This window comes from Streptomyces sp. NPDC059897, assembly GCF_042730865.1.
In the GTDB taxonomy this organism is placed as follows: Bacteria; Actinomycetota; Actinomycetes; order Streptomycetales; family Streptomycetaceae; genus Streptomyces.
This window is the reverse complement of the sequence record NZ_JBHWKQ010000001.1, coordinates 523,299-539,826: the sequence shown is the minus strand read 5'-3', so window position 1 is coordinate 539,826 and position 16,528 is coordinate 523,299. Positions and strand designations below refer to the sequence as shown.

Below are 16,528 nucleotides of genomic sequence, written 5' to 3'. Positions count from 1 at the left end.
TAGGGGAAATCCTGAGGCGCCCCGAAGGAACTCTCGATATCGCGGGCCGCCCGCCGCGTCCTACCGTGACAGCCATGACACCCGTGACTCGCAGGGCAGCGGTGGGCCGACTCACCCCGAACCAACTCTCGTTCCGTGACGCGATGGCGAACCTCTCCGCAGGCGTCAACATCGTCACCACGGACGGACCGCGCGGCCGCGCCGGCATCACGGTGAGCGCGGCCTGCTCCGTCACCGACGACCCGCCCACCATGCTCGTCTGCATCAACCAGTCCAGCCGCAGCCACGACCTGTTCACCGAGAACGGCCGCGTCTGCGTCAACGTCCTCGGACCCGACCACGCCGACGTCGCCAAGGCCTTCGCGGGCGGTGTGCCCGCCGAGGAACGCTTCGCGGCCTGCGGCGACGTATGGGACCACACACTGGCCGGCGTCCCGGTGCTCAAGGGCTCCGCCGCCTCGGTCGTCGGCCGGGTCACCGGCACCGCCGTACGCGGCTCGCACACCGTGATGTTCATCGAGGCGGAGCGGGTGCTCGTCGGCGAGGACGGATCGGGGGCGCTCGTCTACTTCCGCCGCCAGTTCCACTCGATCCCCACGTCGCTGACCGCGTGACCGGCGCGATGCGGGGCGCGCCGACGGACGGCCGGCGCATGACGCTGACCTGCTACAACGACACGTTCGACTACGGATGGCGGCACGTCGACCTGTTCACCCACGACGCCGAGGGGCGCGAACTCGGCTGGGTGCACTGGACCGTCGACGCCGACGGCCCCGACGCGGCCGACGCCGTCACCGCCCGCGTCGAACCGACGCTGCGGCGCACCTCCCCGTGGCGCCATGCGGTCAGCGCGGCGGGGATGGACTACTGGGAGGCCGACGCGCAATGGGAGGACAACGCATGAGCCTGTGGCAGCCCTGGTCCCTGCGGGAGCTGGTCGACGACCTCGCGGCGGGACGCGCCAGCGCGGCGGCGGCGCGCGCCCGCGCCGAGGCCCGCATCGCGCAGACGGAGTCCGAGGTACGGGCGTGGGTCGCGCCGGTTCGCGAGCCCGCGCCAACCACGGGTCCGCTCAAGGGAGTTCCCTTCGGCGTCAAGGACATCATCGATGTGACCGGGCACCCCACCCGCTGCGGTTCGCGGCTGCGCGCCGACAGCCCGCCGGCCACGGCCGACGCGGCGATCGTGCGGGCCTGGCGGGACACCGGCGTCGATGTCATTGGCAAGACCGTCACCACCGAGTTCGCCTTCTTCGCGCCCGGACCCACCCACAATCCCGCCGCCCCCGGACACACCCCGGGCGGCTCGTCCAGCGGCTCGGCGGCGGCCGTCGCCGCCGGACACGTGCCGCTCGCGATCGGCTCCCAGACGGCGGCCTCCGTCACCCGGCCCGCCGCGTTCTGCGGTGTCGCGGCCCTGGTCATGACCCACGGGCGCTTCCCCGTCGACGGAGTGGTCGGCCTCAGCCCCAGCCTGGACAGCCACGGTTTCTACGCCGCCGGGGTCCGCGACCTCGCCGTCGCCTGGCATGCCCTCACCGGCGAGACACCAGGGCGGGCGGCGCCGCCGCGCGTCCTGCTGTGGGGCGCCGAGTTCGCCGACGTGAGCGACGCGATGCGGGAGGCGGTGGAGACGACACGGGCACGGCTGACCGCCGCCGGGGCCGTGGTGGAGCCCTTCCCGGAGGAGAAGCTCATCGCGGAGGTCACCGCCGCGCACCCCGTCGTGATGGCGTACGAAGCGGCCCGCGAACGCGCGGCGGAGCTCGACCTGTCCGCCCGGCTGAGCGAGCCCCTGCGGAACTTGCTGCACACCGGCGCCGCGACCTCCGGGACCGACTATGCGGCGGCCCGCGGCACCGTCGAGCAGGCCCGTGCCCGCGTCGCCGCACTGTTCGCCACGTACGACGTCGTCGTAGGCCCGGCCGCCCTCGGTGCCGCACCGGAGGGCATCGACGCCACCGGCGACCCCGTGCTCAGCCGCGCCTGGCAGGCCCTCGGCCTCCCCGCGGTGACCGTGCCGGGGCTGCGCGACGCGCACGGACTGCCGCTCGGCATCCAGGCCGTCGGCCCGGCCCGCGCCGAATCCGCGCTCCTCGCGCACGGCGCCTGGATCGAGTCCGCGCTCACCACGCCCGACACCACGGAAGGCGCCCACCGATGACCGACACGCACACCAACACGCACACCGATCCACACGCCGCCACGCACACCGATCCGCACACCCTCGCCGCCCTCGTCGGCCGCATCGAGACCCTTGAGGCCGAGGCCGACATCCGGCGCCTCCAGGCCCGCTACATGTTCCTGTGCGACACCCCGTGCCCCGAGTTCGGCGTGCGCGACGACACGCACCGCATCGACCTCATCATGGAGCTGTACGCCGAGGACGCCGTGTGGGAGGGCGTCGGCGAGTACTACGACGGCCAGTTCGGCCGCGCCGAGGGGCACGCCGCGGTCCGGGCCCACTTCGAGGCGTTCTGGGGCGAACGCCACGACCCCGAACTCGTCCTCAACGCCCACTACTTGACGTCCGAACAGATCCACGTCGACGGCGCCACCGCCACCGGCCAGTGGATCCACATGCAGCCCTGGCTCTACTCCGACGGCACCGCGCTGCTGCGCTCCAGCCGCCTCAACAACGCCTTCCGGCGCGAGGACGACGGCACGTGGCGGATCGCCCGGACCCGGACCGAGAACGTGCTCGTCGCGCCACTGCCCGGGAACTTCGCCGAGAGCCATCCGTCGGCCTCCGTGCTGATGCGGCCGTGATCGTGTTCTTCCGCAGGACGCGGCTCGATGAAAGGATCTGGCACACCGTGCTCGCCGTGTTCGCAGGGGGAATGGTCCTCGGCCGCCCGCGGCCGGAGGCCCGTACACACGACGAAAGCGAGGAATCATGACAGGTGAGCCGGCGGCCGACCTCGTCTACGTGCTCGACGACGACGAGCAGCTGTGCCTCTCCCTGGCCTGGCTGCTGGAGTCCGTGCACATCAGGACCGAGTGGTTCACCGACGCCGACGCCTTCCTCGACGCCTTCGACCCGGACCGCCCGGCCTGCCTCGTCCTCGACGTACGCATGCCGGGCATCGGCGGATTCCACGTACAGGAACTCCTCAACGACCGGGGCGCGGCCTTGCCCATCGTCTTCGTGTCCGCGCACGGCGACATCCCCATGTCGGTACGCGCCCTGCAGGCCGGGGCCGTCGATTTCCTGGAGAAGCCCTACGACCCCCAGCGGCTGCTCGACATCCTGCAGAACGCCCTCCGCGTGGCCGGGGAACGCTACGCGCGCCGCGCCGAGCAGCGCTCCCTGCGCGAGCGGATCACCCACCTGAGCCCGCGCGAGCGCGAGATCCTGCGCCAGGTCGTCGAGGGTGTGCCCAGCAAGGTGATCGCCCGGCAGCTCGGCATCAGCCTGAAGACGGTCGACGCCCACCGGGCACGCATCCGCGAGAAGACGGACGCCGACACCCTCGGCGCGCTCATCGGCGACATGATGCGCTGCGGACTGCGCCCCGAGGAGGTGTGAGATCCGATGCCCGCCACCGCCGACCTCGCCTGCCCCGACCTGGCCCGCCTCTTCGAGGCCATCGACGGCTGCGTCCTGGTGCACGACGCCCGCACCAAGGACATCCTGTGGGCCAACCCCGCGGCGCGCACCGCGCTCGGCTTCACCCTCGACGAGCTCAAGCCGCTCAAGGCCCCCGACATGAGCTCCAACGCGGCGCAGTACGCGCGGCACATCGGCGTCGCCTGGCTGCAGCGCGCCGCCGACCAGGGCCGCAGCCGCATCGAGTGGTGCTACCGGTCGAAGACGGGCACCGACATCCTCAGCGAGGCACTCGCCGTGCGCGTGGAACTGTCGGTGGGGCCCGTCGTCATGGTGCAGTTCCGCGACATCGCCGAGGAGAAGGCCACCCGCCGCGATCTGACCCGCACCGAGGCCAGGCTGCAGGCGTTCCTGCGCAACCTCGACGAGGGCATCGTGGTGCTCGACGACGCCGGCCGGATCGTCTTCGCCGGTGAATCGGCGGGCATCCTGCTCGACCGGGACCCCGACGACATGCTCGGCACGGACTTCACCGAGTTCCTCGCGGCGGACTCCACCGCCGTCCTGCGCGACGTCCTGAAGGACACCTCACGGGGAGGCCGACCCACCGACACCCGCTACCGCCTTTCGGTGTCCGACGAGGCGGGCGGCGGCCCCGACCGCTGGTTCGCGGCGCGCTGCCAGTACATCGACATCGAGAACGACCTGCGGGGCCTGCTGCTCCTCTTCCACGACATCACCGACACCGTGCACACCGAGGAGGAGCACCGGCGCGACGCCCAGTACCTCAACCACCTCGCCCGCTACAACGCCATGGGTGACATGGCGATGGCCATCGCCCACGAGGTCAGCCAGCCCATCGCCGCAGCCCACAACTTCGTCGCGGGCGCCCTCGGCCGCATCGACGACACCCCGGAACACGCCCCGCTGCGCTGGGGCCTCGACCACGCCGCCCGCCAACTGGAGCGGGCCACCACGATCCTGTCGAGCCTGCGCGCCTACGTGGTGCGCCTGGAGGACGCGAAACGGGCCGTCGACCTGAACGACATCGTCGCCGACTGCGCGTACTTCGTCCACGTACGGGCCAGGGCTCACCAGGTCGCCGTGCGCTGGGAACGCACGGCCGCGGACCTCCCCGTCAGCTGCGAGAAGGTGCTCATCGGGCAGGTCGTCATGAACCTCGCCTTCAACGCCCTTGAAGAGATGGCCCGCTGGCCCGACGAACCGGGCGAGGTCACCGTCTCCACCCGCCGGGACGGCGACCGCGCGGTGGTCGAGGTGCGCGACACCGGCGGCGGCCTCCCGGCCTCGTCGGACGGGCGGATCTTCGACGGGGTGTTCACCTCGAAGGGCAACGGGCACGGCATCGGCCTCGCCCTGAGCCATCGCATCGTCACCCGCCACGGCGGCGACATCGAGGCGTGCCCGAACTCCCCGCGCGGCACCGTCTTCCGTTTCCGGCTGCCGCTGCGGGCCACGACCCCGTAAACGATCAGGGAAATCCCCTACGCGGCGCCGCCCATTCCCAATTGTTGGCGCACCGCCGCCCGCATAGCGTTATGGGTGCATCGAGTTCGAGCGATCAACTCGCAGCCCAGGCAGGGGAATTACTCATGACACAGACACTGGATCCGCCCTCGACCGCCACCGGCGCGGCCTTCGAGCACGTGCTTGACCTGGTGGCCGAGCGCAGGGCGGAATTCGAGAACGCGCGGCACGTACCGCGCGACATGATCGCCGAATTCAAGAAGGCGGGCCTCTACCGGGCAAGCGCCCCGCGGCGTTTCGGCGGCGAACCGCTGCCGCCCGCCGAATTCCTGCGACTGATCGAGCGGATATCCCGGGTCGACGGCTCGGCCGGCTGGGTCGCCAGTTTCGGCTCCTCCCTGATCTACCTCGCGGCGCTGCCCCTGGAGACCCAGGAGCGGCTCTACGCCGACGGGCCCGACGTCGCCTTCGCCGGCGGCCTCTTCCCCGTGCAGAGCGCCGAACCGGTCGACGGCGGCTACCGGGTCTCGGGCCGCTGGAAGTTCGCGAGCGGCTGCAAGGGTGCCGACGTCCTCGGCGTCGGCATCAAGGCCGGCGAGGACCGGACGGGCCGGCCGCGCACCGCGGTGCTGCGCCCCGAGGACGTCGAGATCGTCGAGAACTGGAACGTCATCGGGATGCGCGGCACCGGCAGCCACGACCTCGCCGTCGACGGCGTCGTCGTGCCCGAGGAGTGGACCTTCGTGCGCGGCGGCGAGCCCACCGTCGACGAGCCGCTCTACCGCTACCCGGCCGTCCCGTACGCGGCGCAGGTCCTCGCCGTCGTCGGCCTCGGCGTGGCACGGGCCGCGCTCGACCAGGTCATCACGGAGGGCGGGCGCGCCAGTTACACCGGGGGACCGGTCGCCGCGGACCGCGCCGCGTACCGGATCGCGGTGGGCCGCGCCGAGGCCCGCCTCCGCTCGGCCCGCGCCTTCTTCTACGAGATCACCGAAGAGGTGTGGGAGACCGTGCTGAGCGGCGACCCGGCCACCTCCCACCAGGCCAGCCTGCTGCGCCTCGCCTCCACGACCCTCGCGCACGACTCCTTCGACGTCGCCCGCACCGCCTACCAGCTCGCCGGCATCCGGGCCATCGCCGACGGCAGCCCGATGCAGCGCTACCTGCGCGACGCCTCCGTGGTGCCGCAGCACGCCTTCCTCCAGGAGGGCCTGTACGACGGGGCGGGCGCGGTGCTCATGGGCGTCGACCCGTTCCCCGGCTATATCTGACCCAGTCCGGCCTGCTCCCAACTTCTGTTCACGAAAGGTGACATCACCATGTCCACTTCCCCCCAGGCACCCCTGCGCGTGCTGTTCTGCATCGGTGTCAACCAGAACTTCTTCGACCTGCCGACCGGGCAGGGCAAGGCGGTCTGGGACGGCTTCACCAGCATGCTGCGCCAGCTGCACGAACTGCCGGGCGTCCAGGTCATCGGCACCATCGACGACGACCAGCACATGGTCGGACCCTCCGGCTCCTGGCCCTGGACCAGCTATGTCCTCGCCGACGTCGTCGACCAGCCGACCGTCGCCGCGGCCTGCAACCTCTTCCGTACCGTGCAGGTCGGTGAGCACGGCCTGTGGCGGTACATGAAGATCGAGGCCCGCGTCGGCCGCCCCCTCCCGGACGTGACGAAGTGAGCCCGCAGGGCACGGGGGAGCGCTGGGAGGACGACGCGCACCGCGTGGTCCTGGTCACCGGGGCGGCCGGCGGCCTCGGCGGTTGCATCGCCGCGCGCTTCTACGACCACGGGTACCGGGTCGCCCTCACCGACCTGGACGAGGAGGCCGCGGCCAAGGCGGCGGCCGAACTCGACCCCACCGGCGAGAACGCCGTCGGCCTCGCCCTCGACGTCCGCGACAAGGACGCCTTCGCCCGCGCCCGCGACCGGCTCGTCGAACGCTGGGGCGCGGTGCACGTCCTCGTGAACAACGCCGGGCACTCCAAGGTCGAGTCACTGATGGACATCACCCCGGAGAGCTTCGCCGCCGTGCTGGAGACCAACCTGCACGGCACCTTCTTCGGCTGCCAGGTCTTCGGCTCGTACTTCGCCGAGCGCGGCTACGGACGCATCGTCAACCTCGGCTCGCTCGCGGGCCAGAACGGCGGCACGGCGACCGGCGCGCACTACGCGGCGTCCAAGGGCGGCGTCGCCACCCTCACCAAGGTCTTCGCCCGCGACCTCGGCCCGCGCGGCGTCACCGTCAACGCCGTCTCGCCGGGCCCGCAGGACCTCCCCGTGGTGCGCCGCACCGTGGCCCCGGAGAAGCTCGCGCAGGTGGAGGCGGCGATCCCGGTGGGCCGCCTCGGCCGCCCGCAGTTCATCGCCGACATGGTCGTCCTGCTCTCCGCGGAGCACGCCGACACGGTGACCGGGGCGTGCTGGGACGCGAACGGGGGGCTGTTCATGCGGTGATCACGGCCGGGAGCGGTCGACCGGTGCCCACAAACGAACTCGTCCTGAGCTACAGGTGTGCGGTGAGGAGATTGGCGTCGAGTGGGCCCAGGTCGGCGGTGCGGTCGGCGCGGGCGTAGCCGGTCAGTATGCGTTTGGCGGCGATCATGGACTCGTGCGAGCGGCGGCCGAGCAGGCGCGTCCAGGCGTTGACCGTGCGGTCGAGGTCCTCTTCGGGCACGGATTCGTGCAGGAGGTCGATCCGGTGCGCCATGGTGGCATCGAACTCTCGGCAGGTGAGCATCAGTTCGCGGATGCGCGAGACCCCGACCTCGGTGATGAGGCGGCCGGTGGCGCCGCCCCAGGCCGGCGGGAGCCCGAGGACTCCTTCGGGCATGCGGTAGCGGCTGGTGTCGGCGCCGACCCGAAGGTCGCAGTAGGAGACGAGCGCGAGGCCGGCGCCCGTGACCCGGCCGTTGAGGCGCGCGATGGTGATGGCATCGGTGGTCTCCAGGGCCTGGCACAACCGGTAGCCCTTGTCGACGATGCGGCGCAGGGCCGCACCGGACGGGTCGGCCTTGCGTGCCTCGGCGAACTCGGTGCGGTCGGCGCCCAGGCAGAAGTCCGCGGACAGCGAGGACAGGACCAGGACCTTCACGTCGGTGCGCTCGGTGAGGCTGTCGAGCAGTTTCAGGAGATCGTCGATGGCGGCGACGTCGAGCACGGCGTCCGGGCGGCCGGCGTGGAGCCGGGCGTTCAGGACGGGGCCGTCCTGGTCGACGCGGAGGGTCTTGTAACCGTCGGAGGGCTGGGGGTGGTCGGTCATGTGAGGGCGAGGTCCAGATTCAGGAGGCGGCGGAAGGCGACGCGGGGCGCCCAGGTGGGCGGGCGTACGAGGGTGAGGCGGGGGATGCGCCGCGTGAGGTGGGTGATGAGGGTCTGTGCTTCGAGGCGGGCCATGGGGGCGCCCAGGCAGTAGTGGGCGCCGCTGCTGAAGGCGAGATGGCCGGCGGTGCGCCGCGGGTCGTAGGCGGCGGGGTTCCGGTGCCGGTGCGGGTCGTGGTGGGCCGCACCGATCAGGAGGTGGGTCATCTCGCCCTCGCGGATGTCCTGGCCGGCCAGGACGGTGTCGTGGGCGGCGACGCGGCTGATCACGTGGGTGGGCGGGTCGTAGCGCAGGCTCTCCTCCACAGCGCCCGGGGCCAGCTCGGGGTCGGCGGTGAGCGCGTCCCAGTGCACGGGGTGTTCGACGAGGCGCAGGACCGCTTGCGAGAGCAGGGTCGCGGTGGTCTCCAGCGCGGCCAGCAGGACGAAGCGGGCCAGGTGGTACACCTGGTGGTCGGCCTGGTCACGGTCGGTTTCGAGGGTGTCCCAGGTGCGGATCCACTGCGAGACCGGGTCGTCGCCCGGGCGGGCGCGACGAGCCCGCACGAGGTCGGTGAAGTACGCCCGCAGTTCCACGGTCGCGGCGTCCGAGCGGGCGAGCTGGCTGGCCGTGGGCAAGAGCTCCTGCGTGAACACCTGCTCGTGGGTGAGCTCGCGCAGCCGGGGCCAGTCGGCGCACGGCAGGCCGAGCCAGTGGCCGACCGTGGCGATGGGCAGTTCCTCGCCGACCAGGGTGGCGAAGTTGGCTTCTCCATAGCGGAGTTGCTCGTGGAATGCGTCCAGGAGACGGTCCGTGGCCGATGTGATCACGGGGGCGAGGCGGCTGATGGCGGTGCGGTCGAAGCCGCCGGCCGCCCGGCGTATTCGGTTGTGCTCAGGTCCGTTGAGAGTGGGCAGGGTGTGGCTCATCTCCTGCGCGGAGGGCGCCGTCCAGCGGGTGCCCTGGCCTTGCTTCTCACGCCAGGACCGGTCGGGTTCGAGCCAGTCGCGGTCGCGCAGGACCTGGTCGCACTCGGCGTAGCCGGTGATGAGGTGGCCACCCCAGGGGGCGGGGCTGACCGGTCCTGGGGCGGCGAGTTCGGCGTAGAAGGGGAACGGGTCCGCCTGCCCCTGCGGGGTGCGCAGGCGCGAGAAGACTTTGGCGGCGGCGCGGCGAAGATCCTGCGGCAGCAAGGCGATTCCCACTGTGCTCCTTCCCGAGCATCAGTCGTCATCGATACCCGCAAGATCATTTGAGTATCCAATAGCACCGCAGCAAAGTGGAATGGCCTCTGTCACTCTCCCTTGGTCCATGCCACGAAGCGGCTGAAGAGTCCTCCCTTGCGGGGTTTGTGCTGCGGGCCGGGCTCAGGAGCGCTGCCGAGGGAAGGGGCGACGGTGGGCTGAGCGGCGGGCTGCTGGAGGTCGGGCGTGGGCTGGGAGACCACGGGGGCCGCGGACTCGTACGGTGCCGGGGCCATGGGGGCGGATCGCGGGGAGAAGCGGACGGGCAGCTCGCTCAGTGCGCGGCTCCACGGCGAGGGAACCCAGCCGAGCGCCGTGAAGGCGTCGTCCAGTTCCATGTCGGGCAGCCGGTTGACCAGGCACTCGACCGCTGTGACCGCGATCATGAAGGCCGGGTCCTTGGCGGGGCACGCGTGGGGGCCCGCGCCGAAGGCCAGATGGGCCTTCGAGTTGAGCTGGGCACGGTGTTCGGTCAGCCGCGGGTCCGTATTGGCCGCGGCGAAGGAGATGAGCACCGGGTCGCCGGCCCGTACGGTCCGCCCGCCGAGGTCGATGTCCGTGGCGGGGTAGTGGCCGGCGTAGTTGGCGATCGGTGCGTAGTTCCACAGGGCCTGGGAGACGGCGTCCTCGACAGGGAGTCCGGTGGGCCAGTCCTCGCCGAGGTAGAGGGCGCTGCTGGTGCCGATGGCCGCGGCGAGTGGCGCGGTGCCGCCGGAGAGCAGTGTGACGAGCTGCTGGAGCACGGCCTCGTCGGCTTCGGACTGATCGTGCGTGAGGAGCGCGTGCTGGTGGATCAGTTCGGTGGTGAGGTCCTCGCCCGGCCGGCGGTGCTTGAGCGCGATCAGTTCCGCGAGCGCCTGGCCGAGAATCTCGTCGGCGCCGGCAGTACCTTCGAAGATGCCGCTGATCCCGGTGATGACCCGGTCACCGATCTCGGGCGGGCAGCCGAAGAGGTGGGAGAAGACCAGGAGGGGCAGCGGGCCGGCGTACTCGGCCATGAGCTCCGCGCGGCCGTGGCGGTCCGAGCTGAACCCGCTGATCAGATAGTCGGCGGACTTCTGGGTCTGGCGGATCAGGGCCCGCTCGTCCACGGTGTCGAGGGCGGCGGTGACGGCCTGGCGGAGCTTGGCGTGGTCGGCACCGTCGGCGAACAGCGCGTTGCGCCGCCAGGCCATCATCGGCAGGGCCGGGCTGTCGGCCGGCACGCGCCCTTCGGCCAGCGCGTTCCAGCGGCGCGAGTCGCGCGGGAAGGCGGCCGGGTTCTGCAGGATGTGCAGGGCGGCGTCGTAGCCCGTGACGAGTTCGACCTCGACGCCGGGGGCGATGTCGACGGGGGCGCTGGGGCCTTGCGCGCGCAGGTGCGCGTAGTAGGCCTCGGGGTCCGCCGCGAAGTCGGGCCCGTAGAGCTGGACGTTGCCACCGTGTGCGTGCGCGGGGCAGCCGGGCGGTATCGAGCGGGGGTCGGTCGGCTGGGACATGCAGGGGCTCCTAGGCGGCGAGCTGGGTCATGAGGTGCTGCACGAGGGTGATCAGGGCCTCGGCGGAGGAACGCTCGTCGCGGACGTCGCACCGCACGATCGGTGTCCGGGCCTCGAGGTTCAGCGCCTCGTGGACTTCGTCGAGCGCGTACTCGGCCTGGCCCTCGAAGGAGTTCACACCGATCGTGTACGTCAGCCCGAAGGATTCCACGAGGTCCAGGACGGCGAAGCTCTCGTCGAGGCGCTCGGGGTCGACGAGGACGAGCGCGCCCAGCGCGCCGCGCGAGAGGTCTTCCCACATCTCCGTGAACCGCTCCTGGCCGGGTGTGCCGAACAGGTAGAGGACCAGGCTGTCCGAGAGGGTGAGGCGGCCGAAGTCCATGGCCACGGTGGTGGTCGTCTTGTTGGGTGTGTTCGTGAGGTCGTCGAGTCCCACGCTGGCCATGGTGATCTGCTCTTCGGTCCGCAGCGGTTTGATCTCCGAGAGGCTGCCGATGCAGGTGGTCTTGCCCACGCCGAAGTGACCGACGATGAGGATCTTCACCGCCTGGGTGACGGATGGCTCCAGATACACGCTCACGCTCCGAATTTCTTCTGCAGGCCGGTGAGGACGGCGCTGACGACGTCCATGTCCACCTGTTCGGCGGCGGGGACCGGCTTGCGCACGACGAGCAGGCCGACCTCCGCGAGTTGCGCCAGGAGGATGCGCACGACACCGACCGGGAGTTGGGTGTGCCCGGCGACCTCGGCCACCGACAGAAAGCCGTCGGTGACCAGGTCCATGACCGTGCGCGCTTCCGGTGTCAGGGCGCGCAGGGCGGCCTCGGAGCCCTGGGCCGAGGTCACCATCGCGGTGTGCTCGTACTCGTGCTCGGGGGGCAGGGTCCGGCCGCCCGTGATCACAAAGAGCGGCACGAGGTCGGAGGTGACCACGAGGCCCGGGTCGCTGGGCTCAGGCATGGCCGGGCGCCCTGCCGGCCATGGCAGACCTCGCGATCCTGGTCTCCACTTCGTGCAGTCGGCCCGTCAGGGCCTCGATGCTGCAGTCATGGTCGGCCGAGGCCGCCAGGAGTGCGCCGTCCCCGGCCGCGATGAGGGAGATCCAGCCGTGCTGGAACTCGATGGCCGTCTGCTGCCACACCACGTTCGCGACCGGGCCGGCGAACTGCGCGGCGGCCCGGCTGTTGGCGTGGATGCCGGTCATGGCCGCACAGATCCGGTCGGAGAGATCGCGGGGCAGGCCCGAGGTGGCGCCGCGGGGCAGGCCGTCACCGCCGAGCAGGACCGCGTGCCGGGCACCGTCGACATCGGCGAGTGCCTGGTCGAGTTCGGGCAGCACCTGGGCCAGCACCTCACCGGGCGCCGGCTCACGGTTGCCGTGCCGGCCCCTCTGGCCGGCCGCGTCCACGCGTGGCGCTGAGGTCATGTTGTGCCCCAGCCGGGCCACCAGACGGTGCATCCGGTAACTGATCTGCTGCATGTCCACGTCGGGCTCCGCGGCCGCCGCGAGATAGGCGCCCTGTCCGGCACCGATCAGGAAGATCCAGCCGTGCGAGAACTCGATGACGGTCTGTGTCCAGGCCGCATCCGGAGCGGCCCCGACGAACGGAGCCGTGGCACGGCTCAGGGCCTGGATACCGGACATGGCCGTGGAGATGGTGCGCAGATCTTCTTCGGCCAGGCCCTCGGTGGAGGCGCGGGGCAGGCCGTCGGCGGACAGCAGGACGGCATGGCGCGCCCCGACCACGTTCTTCACGATGTCGTCGAGCATCCACGACAGGTCGGCGCTCACCGCTCATCAGACCCTTCGCCCAGGGGGGCCTCGTCCGCACGGGCTTCCAGGGTGCCGCGCTGGAACGCGCCCAGGCCGCGGCTGGATGCCCGCGGCACGGGCTGTGGGGTGCTCTCCGGGCGGGGCGTGCCCGCCGGGGCCGCGGGTGCGCTCGGCGACTGGCGATTGGCGCGCTTGGGCAGGCCGTTCGGGGTGCGCTGAGGTGCCACCTCGGAACGGCTCGGTCCCTGACTTACGGGCGTGGGCGCGGCCGGTGCGGGCGCGGGCGCGGCCGGCGCGGCCTTCGGGGTCGCCTCTTCCATGGTCCACAACTCCTCGGGCAGCAGGACGACAGCCCGCACACCGCCGTAGCGGGACACACCGGTGACGTCCACCTTGAAGCCGTACTGGCGGGCGATCAGGCCGATCACCGGGAAGCCGAACTTCGGCTGCGTGCCCAGCTGCTGGAGTTGCGGCGGCTCGTCGCCGGACAGCAGGGCGGTGGCCCGCTGGCGGTCCTCGTCGCTCATGCTGACGCCGGCGTCGTCGATGACGATGCACAGGTTGCCCTGCACGCGCTGGAAGGTGACCTCGATCGGCGCGTCGTGCTGCGAGAAGCTCGCGGCGTTGTCCAGCAGTTCGGCGACGGCCAGTGCGACCGGCGCGACCGCGGTGGCCTTGAGGGCCAGACCGGGCTGCTGCATGATCGAGACGCGCTGGAAGTTGCGGATCTGGCCCTGGGCGTTGCGCGCCACGTCGTACACACTGGCCGGCCGGTTGCGGCGGCCCAGCGGCGCGCCGCACATCACCGCGATGCCCTGGGCCTTGCGTGCCATCTGGGCATTGGCGTGGTGCACGTCCAGGAGGTCGTTGAGGACTTCGTTGCCCCCGTACTTGCGCTGCATGCTGTCCAGCAGCGCGGTCTGCTCGGCCGCCAGGCTCTGCAGGAAGCTGGCGGCTCCCTTGAGGACCGATTTCGTGCTGTCCTCCGCGGCGGCCCTCGCCTCGGCGATGACACCGTCCCGCTCCGCGCGGGACCTCTGCAGTTCTGACTGGTGGGCCGCGATCTGCGCGTTGGCCTGGTCCAGCCATTGTTTCTGCTCGGCGTCAGCCTGGCGTCTCTTGTCGGTCAGCGCTCGGTTGCGGGCAATGAGTGCAACGACCGCGGCGACGGATATCAGCGCAATCGCACCCAGGCACCACACAAGTGCGTGTGTCATGGACGCCTCTCTTGGCACGGGCAGGTAGATCGGCGACCCGTACCCCCGCTCTCATCCCGCAGGTACGCGTCAAGGCGGCACGCCGGATGAGTTGATCAAGATCGCCGCGGGGATGCTATCAGGATCGTTTCGCCTCAACCGCCCTGCCCAGCGCCCCTGTTGGCAGATTCCGCTTACACCGCCCAGTCGCCGAATGGTCCCGGCCATCCAACAGGTGGGTTTCAGCCAGGCGTGCCCGTGCGTTCCCGGCACATCCGGGGCTCAGTCCCCCTCTCCTTCCACCAGCGCCAGCAACGGCCCCCGTTCCTTCTCCGCCACATACCCCGCGTAGTAGTCGTACAGCGTCTGCCGTGAGATGCGGGCCGCCGCCAGGCCGTCGCGGGTGCGGATGGCCTCCAGGACCTCCTGGTGGTGGCGGAGCGAGGTGCGCATCAGGGCCTCGCGGTTGTCCGCGTGGGCGACCTTGTCGGCGATCAGGGTGAGGACGGCGCCGCGGACGACCTGGTTGGAGACCTCGATCAGCGCGTTGCGGCTGGCCCGTGCCACCACCTCGTGGAAGGCGACGTCGGCCTTGCTGAACTCCTCGTAGCCCGCGCCGATGGCGTGGGTCATCGCCGTCACCGTCTCCTCCATCGCGGACAGTTCCTCGTCCGTGCGCAGGCGGGCCGCGAGCTGGCTGGCCGAGCCGTCGAGGATCATGCGGAACGAGATCAGCTCGGCCATCGAGATGGTGTCGAAGCGGGCCAGGCGGGTCATCTCCTTGGCCAGGCCCGCCGTCGTGAACGGCAGGATCTCCGGGCCGTGCGGGTCGCCGTGGCGGGAGCGGATGAGGCCGTCGCTCTCCAGGACGCGCAGCGCCTCGCGCACCGTGGGGCGGCTCGCACCGAACTGGTTCACCAACTCGCGTTCGCTGGGCAGGCGTTGGCCCGGTTTGAGGTCGCCGGAGGCGATGGCCTGCTCGATCTGCTCGACGATGCGCTGGTAGAGGCGTACCGGCGCGACCTGTTGAAAGCGTGTCCTGTCGGTCGTCATGGTGTCTCCCTCTTCTGGCTCGGGAGTGCGGCGTCCGGCCATTGGGGGACCGCCTCGGCGGGGCGGTTGCGCTCGTACCAGGCCGCAGCCTGGAGCACGCCCAGGTCGTCGAAGCGGCGTCCCGAGAGCTGTACGCCGATGGGGCGGCCGTCCGCCGTGAAGGCGCAGTTGACCGTCGCGGCGGGCTGGCCCGACATGTTGTACGGGGCGGTGAAGCCGATGTGTGACATGGTTTTGCCCGGTTCCATGAATGGCATCGGCTGCTCCGCCGCGAACGCCGACACGGGCGCCACCGGTGACAGCACGATGTCGTACGGGAGTGTCGCCGCCACCGTCTGGGCCTGGATCCGCATGATCTGCTGGTAGCAGTGGAGCACCCGCGTGCCGGGCACATCGGCGCCCTCGCGACACCAGCCCATGATGTACGGGTGGACGCGCAGCGCCGCCTCGGGGGACAGCTTGCGCAGGTCGTTCCAGGAGCGCACCCGCCAGAACAGGTCGAGGTCGTCCAGGAGGTCCTGCGTCATGAACGGCTCCACCGGTTCGACCGTCGCACCCGCCGACGCGAAGACGTCCGCCGCCCGGCGCACCGCCTCCACCACCTCCGGATCGCGCGGGCCCCCGCAGCCCGCGTCGAGGTGCAGGCCGACCCGCAGCCCGCGCACGTCGTCCCGAGTCTGTGTCCAGTCGATGTCCTGCGGCGGCAGGCTCGTCCAGTCGCGCGCGTCGGACCTGCTCAGGACCCGCATCAGCAGGGCGAGGTCCGCGACCGTGCGCGCCATGGGGCCCGCCACACGACCCAAGTACGGTGTGTCCAGGGGGATGCGGCCGTCGCTCGGCTTGAGCGTGGCAAGGCCCAGCCACGTGCCCGGAAGCCGGATCGAGCCGCCGATGTCCGAGCCGACGTGCAGCGGCCCGTACCCGCCCGCGGCCGCCGCGCCCGCCCCCGAGCTCGAACCACCCGTCGTCCAGGCGGAGTTCCAGGGGCTGCGCGTGATGCCGTGCCGGCTGGAGACGCCGGAGGAGAGCATGCCCCAGTCCGGCATGACGGTCGAGCCGAGGACCGACCCGCCGGACTCCAGGACCCGTTCGGTGATCGGCGCGTCCCGCTCGGGGACGACGGGCTCCACCCCCGCGTTGCCCGAAGGCATCGGGACTCCTCTGCGGGCGATGTTCTCCTTGAGGGTCACCGGCACACCGTCGATCGGCCCCAGCGGCTCCCCGGCCGCCCAGCGGGCCTCGCTCGCCTCGGCCGCCTTGCGGGACTCGGCGGGATCCCGCACCCAGAACGCGTTGAGGACGTCCTCGCGCGCCTCGATCACCGACTGCACGGCGTCGTGCACCTCGACCGGTGACACCGTGCGATCGGCGAAACGGGCGGTCATCTCGACGGCGGACATGGTGGCCAGGTTCTGTTCGGTGAACATCCGCACCCTCTCCTTCG

Annotated in this window: 18 protein-coding genes; 9 read left to right on the top strand and 9 right to left on the bottom strand. The window is 71.3% G+C overall.

Annotated features, from left to right (window positions below; all coding sequences use genetic code 11):
• Positions 1-74 precede the first annotated feature (74 nt).
• The 9 genes from ACFV9W_RS02595 to ACFV9W_RS02555 all read left to right on the top strand — a co-directional run bounded on the left by ACFV9W_RS02595 (position 75) and on the right by ACFV9W_RS02555 (position 7,495).
• Positions 75-614 carry a flavin reductase gene (locus tag ACFV9W_RS02595; RefSeq protein WP_385754788.1) on the top strand — a complete coding sequence of 180 codons (540 nt, stop codon included), beginning with the start codon at positions 75-77 and terminating at the stop codon, positions 612-614.
• Complete coding sequence (locus ACFV9W_RS02590; protein WP_385754787.1) at positions 611-904, top strand: hypothetical protein; 294 nt, start codon at positions 611-613, stop codon at positions 902-904. The genes ACFV9W_RS02595 and ACFV9W_RS02590 overlap by 4 nt, the downstream gene beginning before the upstream one ends.
• Entirely contained in the window at positions 901-2,163 is a 1,263-nt protein-coding gene (locus ACFV9W_RS02585) for an amidase (RefSeq protein WP_385754784.1), read from the top strand. The genes ACFV9W_RS02590 and ACFV9W_RS02585 overlap by 4 nt, the downstream gene beginning before the upstream one ends.
• Complete coding sequence (locus tag ACFV9W_RS02580) at positions 2,160-2,768, top strand: nuclear transport factor 2 family protein (RefSeq protein ID WP_385754781.1); 609 nt, start codon at positions 2,160-2,162, stop codon at positions 2,766-2,768. The genes ACFV9W_RS02585 and ACFV9W_RS02580 overlap by 4 nt, the downstream gene beginning before the upstream one ends.
• A 127-nt stretch (positions 2,769-2,895) precedes the next feature.
• Positions 2,896-3,528: a response regulator transcription factor gene (locus ACFV9W_RS02575; protein ID WP_385754778.1), complete on the top strand. Its 633-nt coding sequence runs from the start codon at positions 2,896-2,898 to the stop codon at positions 3,526-3,528.
• Positions 3,529-3,534: 6 nt separating this feature from the next.
• Positions 3,535-5,037, top strand: a complete 1,503-nt coding sequence (locus tag ACFV9W_RS02570) for an ATP-binding protein (protein WP_385754775.1) — start codon at positions 3,535-3,537, stop codon at positions 5,035-5,037.
• Positions 5,038-5,162: 125 nt separating this feature from the next.
• Positions 5,163-6,308 (top strand): acyl-CoA dehydrogenase family protein, encoded by a 1,146-nt coding sequence (locus ACFV9W_RS02565; protein ID WP_385754772.1) that lies wholly within the window; start codon positions 5,163-5,165, stop codon positions 6,306-6,308.
• A 48-nt stretch (positions 6,309-6,356) separates the two neighbouring features.
• Positions 6,357-6,719, top strand: a complete 363-nt coding sequence (locus tag ACFV9W_RS02560) for a hypothetical protein (RefSeq protein ID WP_385754769.1) — start codon at positions 6,357-6,359, stop codon at positions 6,717-6,719.
• Positions 6,716-7,495, top strand: a complete 780-nt coding sequence (locus ACFV9W_RS02555) for an SDR family NAD(P)-dependent oxidoreductase (protein ID WP_385754766.1) — start codon at positions 6,716-6,718, stop codon at positions 7,493-7,495. Before ACFV9W_RS02560 ends, ACFV9W_RS02555 begins: the two co-directional genes overlap by 4 nt.
• A gap of 49 nt (positions 7,496-7,544) precedes the next feature.
• On the opposite strand, the gene ACFV9W_RS02550 is transcribed toward ACFV9W_RS02555, so the two are convergent.
• The 9 genes from ACFV9W_RS02550 to ACFV9W_RS02510 all read right to left on the bottom strand — a co-directional run bounded on the left by ACFV9W_RS02550 (position 7,545) and on the right by ACFV9W_RS02510 (position 16,511).
• On the bottom strand, positions 7,545-8,300 hold the full coding sequence (locus ACFV9W_RS02550) for an enoyl-CoA hydratase/isomerase family protein (protein ID WP_385754763.1): 756 nt from the start codon (positions 8,298-8,300) through the stop codon (positions 7,545-7,547).
• A complete protein-coding gene (locus ACFV9W_RS02545; RefSeq protein WP_385754761.1) occupies positions 8,297-9,544 on the bottom strand; it encodes a cytochrome P450 in 1,248 nt (415 codons plus the stop codon). The genes ACFV9W_RS02550 and ACFV9W_RS02545 overlap by 4 nt, the downstream gene beginning before the upstream one ends.
• An 89-nt stretch (positions 9,545-9,633) precedes the next feature.
• The gene (locus ACFV9W_RS02540; RefSeq protein WP_385754760.1) at positions 9,634-11,061 is read right to left on the bottom strand and encodes a cytochrome P450; all 1,428 of its coding nucleotides are present in this window, start codon (positions 11,059-11,061) and stop codon (positions 9,634-9,636) included.
• Positions 11,062-11,071: 10 nt separating this feature from the next.
• On the bottom strand, positions 11,072-11,635 hold the full coding sequence (locus ACFV9W_RS02535; RefSeq protein WP_385754910.1) for an ATP/GTP-binding protein: 564 nt from the start codon (positions 11,633-11,635) through the stop codon (positions 11,072-11,074).
• Between the two features lie 2 nt (positions 11,636-11,637).
• Positions 11,638-12,021, bottom strand: coding sequence for a DUF742 domain-containing protein (locus tag ACFV9W_RS02530; protein WP_385754757.1), 384 nt, complete (start codon positions 12,019-12,021; stop codon positions 11,638-11,640).
• Positions 12,014-12,832: a roadblock/LC7 domain-containing protein gene (locus ACFV9W_RS02525; RefSeq protein WP_385754908.1), complete on the bottom strand. Its 819-nt coding sequence runs from the start codon at positions 12,830-12,832 to the stop codon at positions 12,014-12,016. Before ACFV9W_RS02525 ends, ACFV9W_RS02530 begins: the two co-directional genes overlap by 8 nt.
• 17 nt (positions 12,833-12,849) lie before the next feature.
• On the bottom strand, positions 12,850-14,052 hold the full coding sequence (locus ACFV9W_RS02520; RefSeq protein WP_385754754.1) for an ATP-binding protein: 1,203 nt from the start codon (positions 14,050-14,052) through the stop codon (positions 12,850-12,852).
• A 261-nt stretch (positions 14,053-14,313) separates the two neighbouring features.
• On the bottom strand, positions 14,314-15,084 hold the full coding sequence (locus tag ACFV9W_RS02515; protein WP_385754751.1) for a FadR/GntR family transcriptional regulator: 771 nt from the start codon (positions 15,082-15,084) through the stop codon (positions 14,314-14,316).
• The gene (locus ACFV9W_RS02510) at positions 15,081-16,511 is read right to left on the bottom strand and encodes an amidase (RefSeq protein ID WP_385754748.1); all 1,431 of its coding nucleotides are present in this window, start codon (positions 16,509-16,511) and stop codon (positions 15,081-15,083) included. Before ACFV9W_RS02510 ends, ACFV9W_RS02515 begins: the two co-directional genes overlap by 4 nt.
• Positions 16,512-16,528 lie beyond the last annotated feature (17 nt).

What these genes read in the sequence shown, in the direction of transcription:
- ACFV9W_RS02595 (WP_385754788.1), top strand. Translation starts at nt 75, where the DNA reads ATGACACCCGTGACTCGCAGGGCAGCGGTGGGCCGACTCACCCCGAAC.
- ACFV9W_RS02585 (WP_385754784.1), top strand. Translation starts at nt 901, where the DNA reads ATGAGCCTGTGGCAGCCCTGGTCCCTGCGGGAGCTGGTCGACGACCTC.
- ACFV9W_RS02580 (WP_385754781.1), top strand. Translation starts at nt 2,160, where the DNA reads ATGACCGACACGCACACCAACACGCACACCGATCCACACGCCGCCACG.
- ACFV9W_RS02575 (WP_385754778.1), top strand. Translation starts at nt 2,896, where the DNA reads ATGACAGGTGAGCCGGCGGCCGACCTCGTCTACGTGCTCGACGACGAC.
- ACFV9W_RS02570 (WP_385754775.1), top strand. Translation starts at nt 3,535, where the DNA reads ATGCCCGCCACCGCCGACCTCGCCTGCCCCGACCTGGCCCGCCTCTTC.
- ACFV9W_RS02565 (WP_385754772.1), top strand. Translation starts at nt 5,163, where the DNA reads ATGACACAGACACTGGATCCGCCCTCGACCGCCACCGGCGCGGCCTTC.
- ACFV9W_RS02560 (WP_385754769.1), top strand. Translation starts at nt 6,357, where the DNA reads ATGTCCACTTCCCCCCAGGCACCCCTGCGCGTGCTGTTCTGCATCGGT.
- ACFV9W_RS02550 (WP_385754763.1), bottom strand. Translation starts at nt 8,300, where the DNA reads ATGACCGACCACCCCCAGCCCTCCGACGGTTACAAGACCCTCCGCGTC.
- ACFV9W_RS02540 (WP_385754760.1), bottom strand. Translation starts at nt 11,061, where the DNA reads ATGTCCCAGCCGACCGACCCCCGCTCGATACCGCCCGGCTGCCCCGCG.
- ACFV9W_RS02530 (WP_385754757.1), bottom strand. Translation starts at nt 12,021, where the DNA reads ATGCCTGAGCCCAGCGACCCGGGCCTCGTGGTCACCTCCGACCTCGTG.
- ACFV9W_RS02525 (WP_385754908.1), bottom strand. Translation starts at nt 12,832, where the DNA reads ATGCTCGACGACATCGTGAAGAACGTGGTCGGGGCGCGCCATGCCGTC.
- ACFV9W_RS02520 (WP_385754754.1), bottom strand. Translation starts at nt 14,052, where the DNA reads ATGACACACGCACTTGTGTGGTGCCTGGGTGCGATTGCGCTGATATCC.
- ACFV9W_RS02515 (WP_385754751.1), bottom strand. Translation starts at nt 15,084, where the DNA reads ATGACGACCGACAGGACACGCTTTCAACAGGTCGCGCCGGTACGCCTC.
- ACFV9W_RS02510 (WP_385754748.1), bottom strand. Translation starts at nt 16,511, where the DNA reads ATGTTCACCGAACAGAACCTGGCCACCATGTCCGCCGTCGAGATGACC.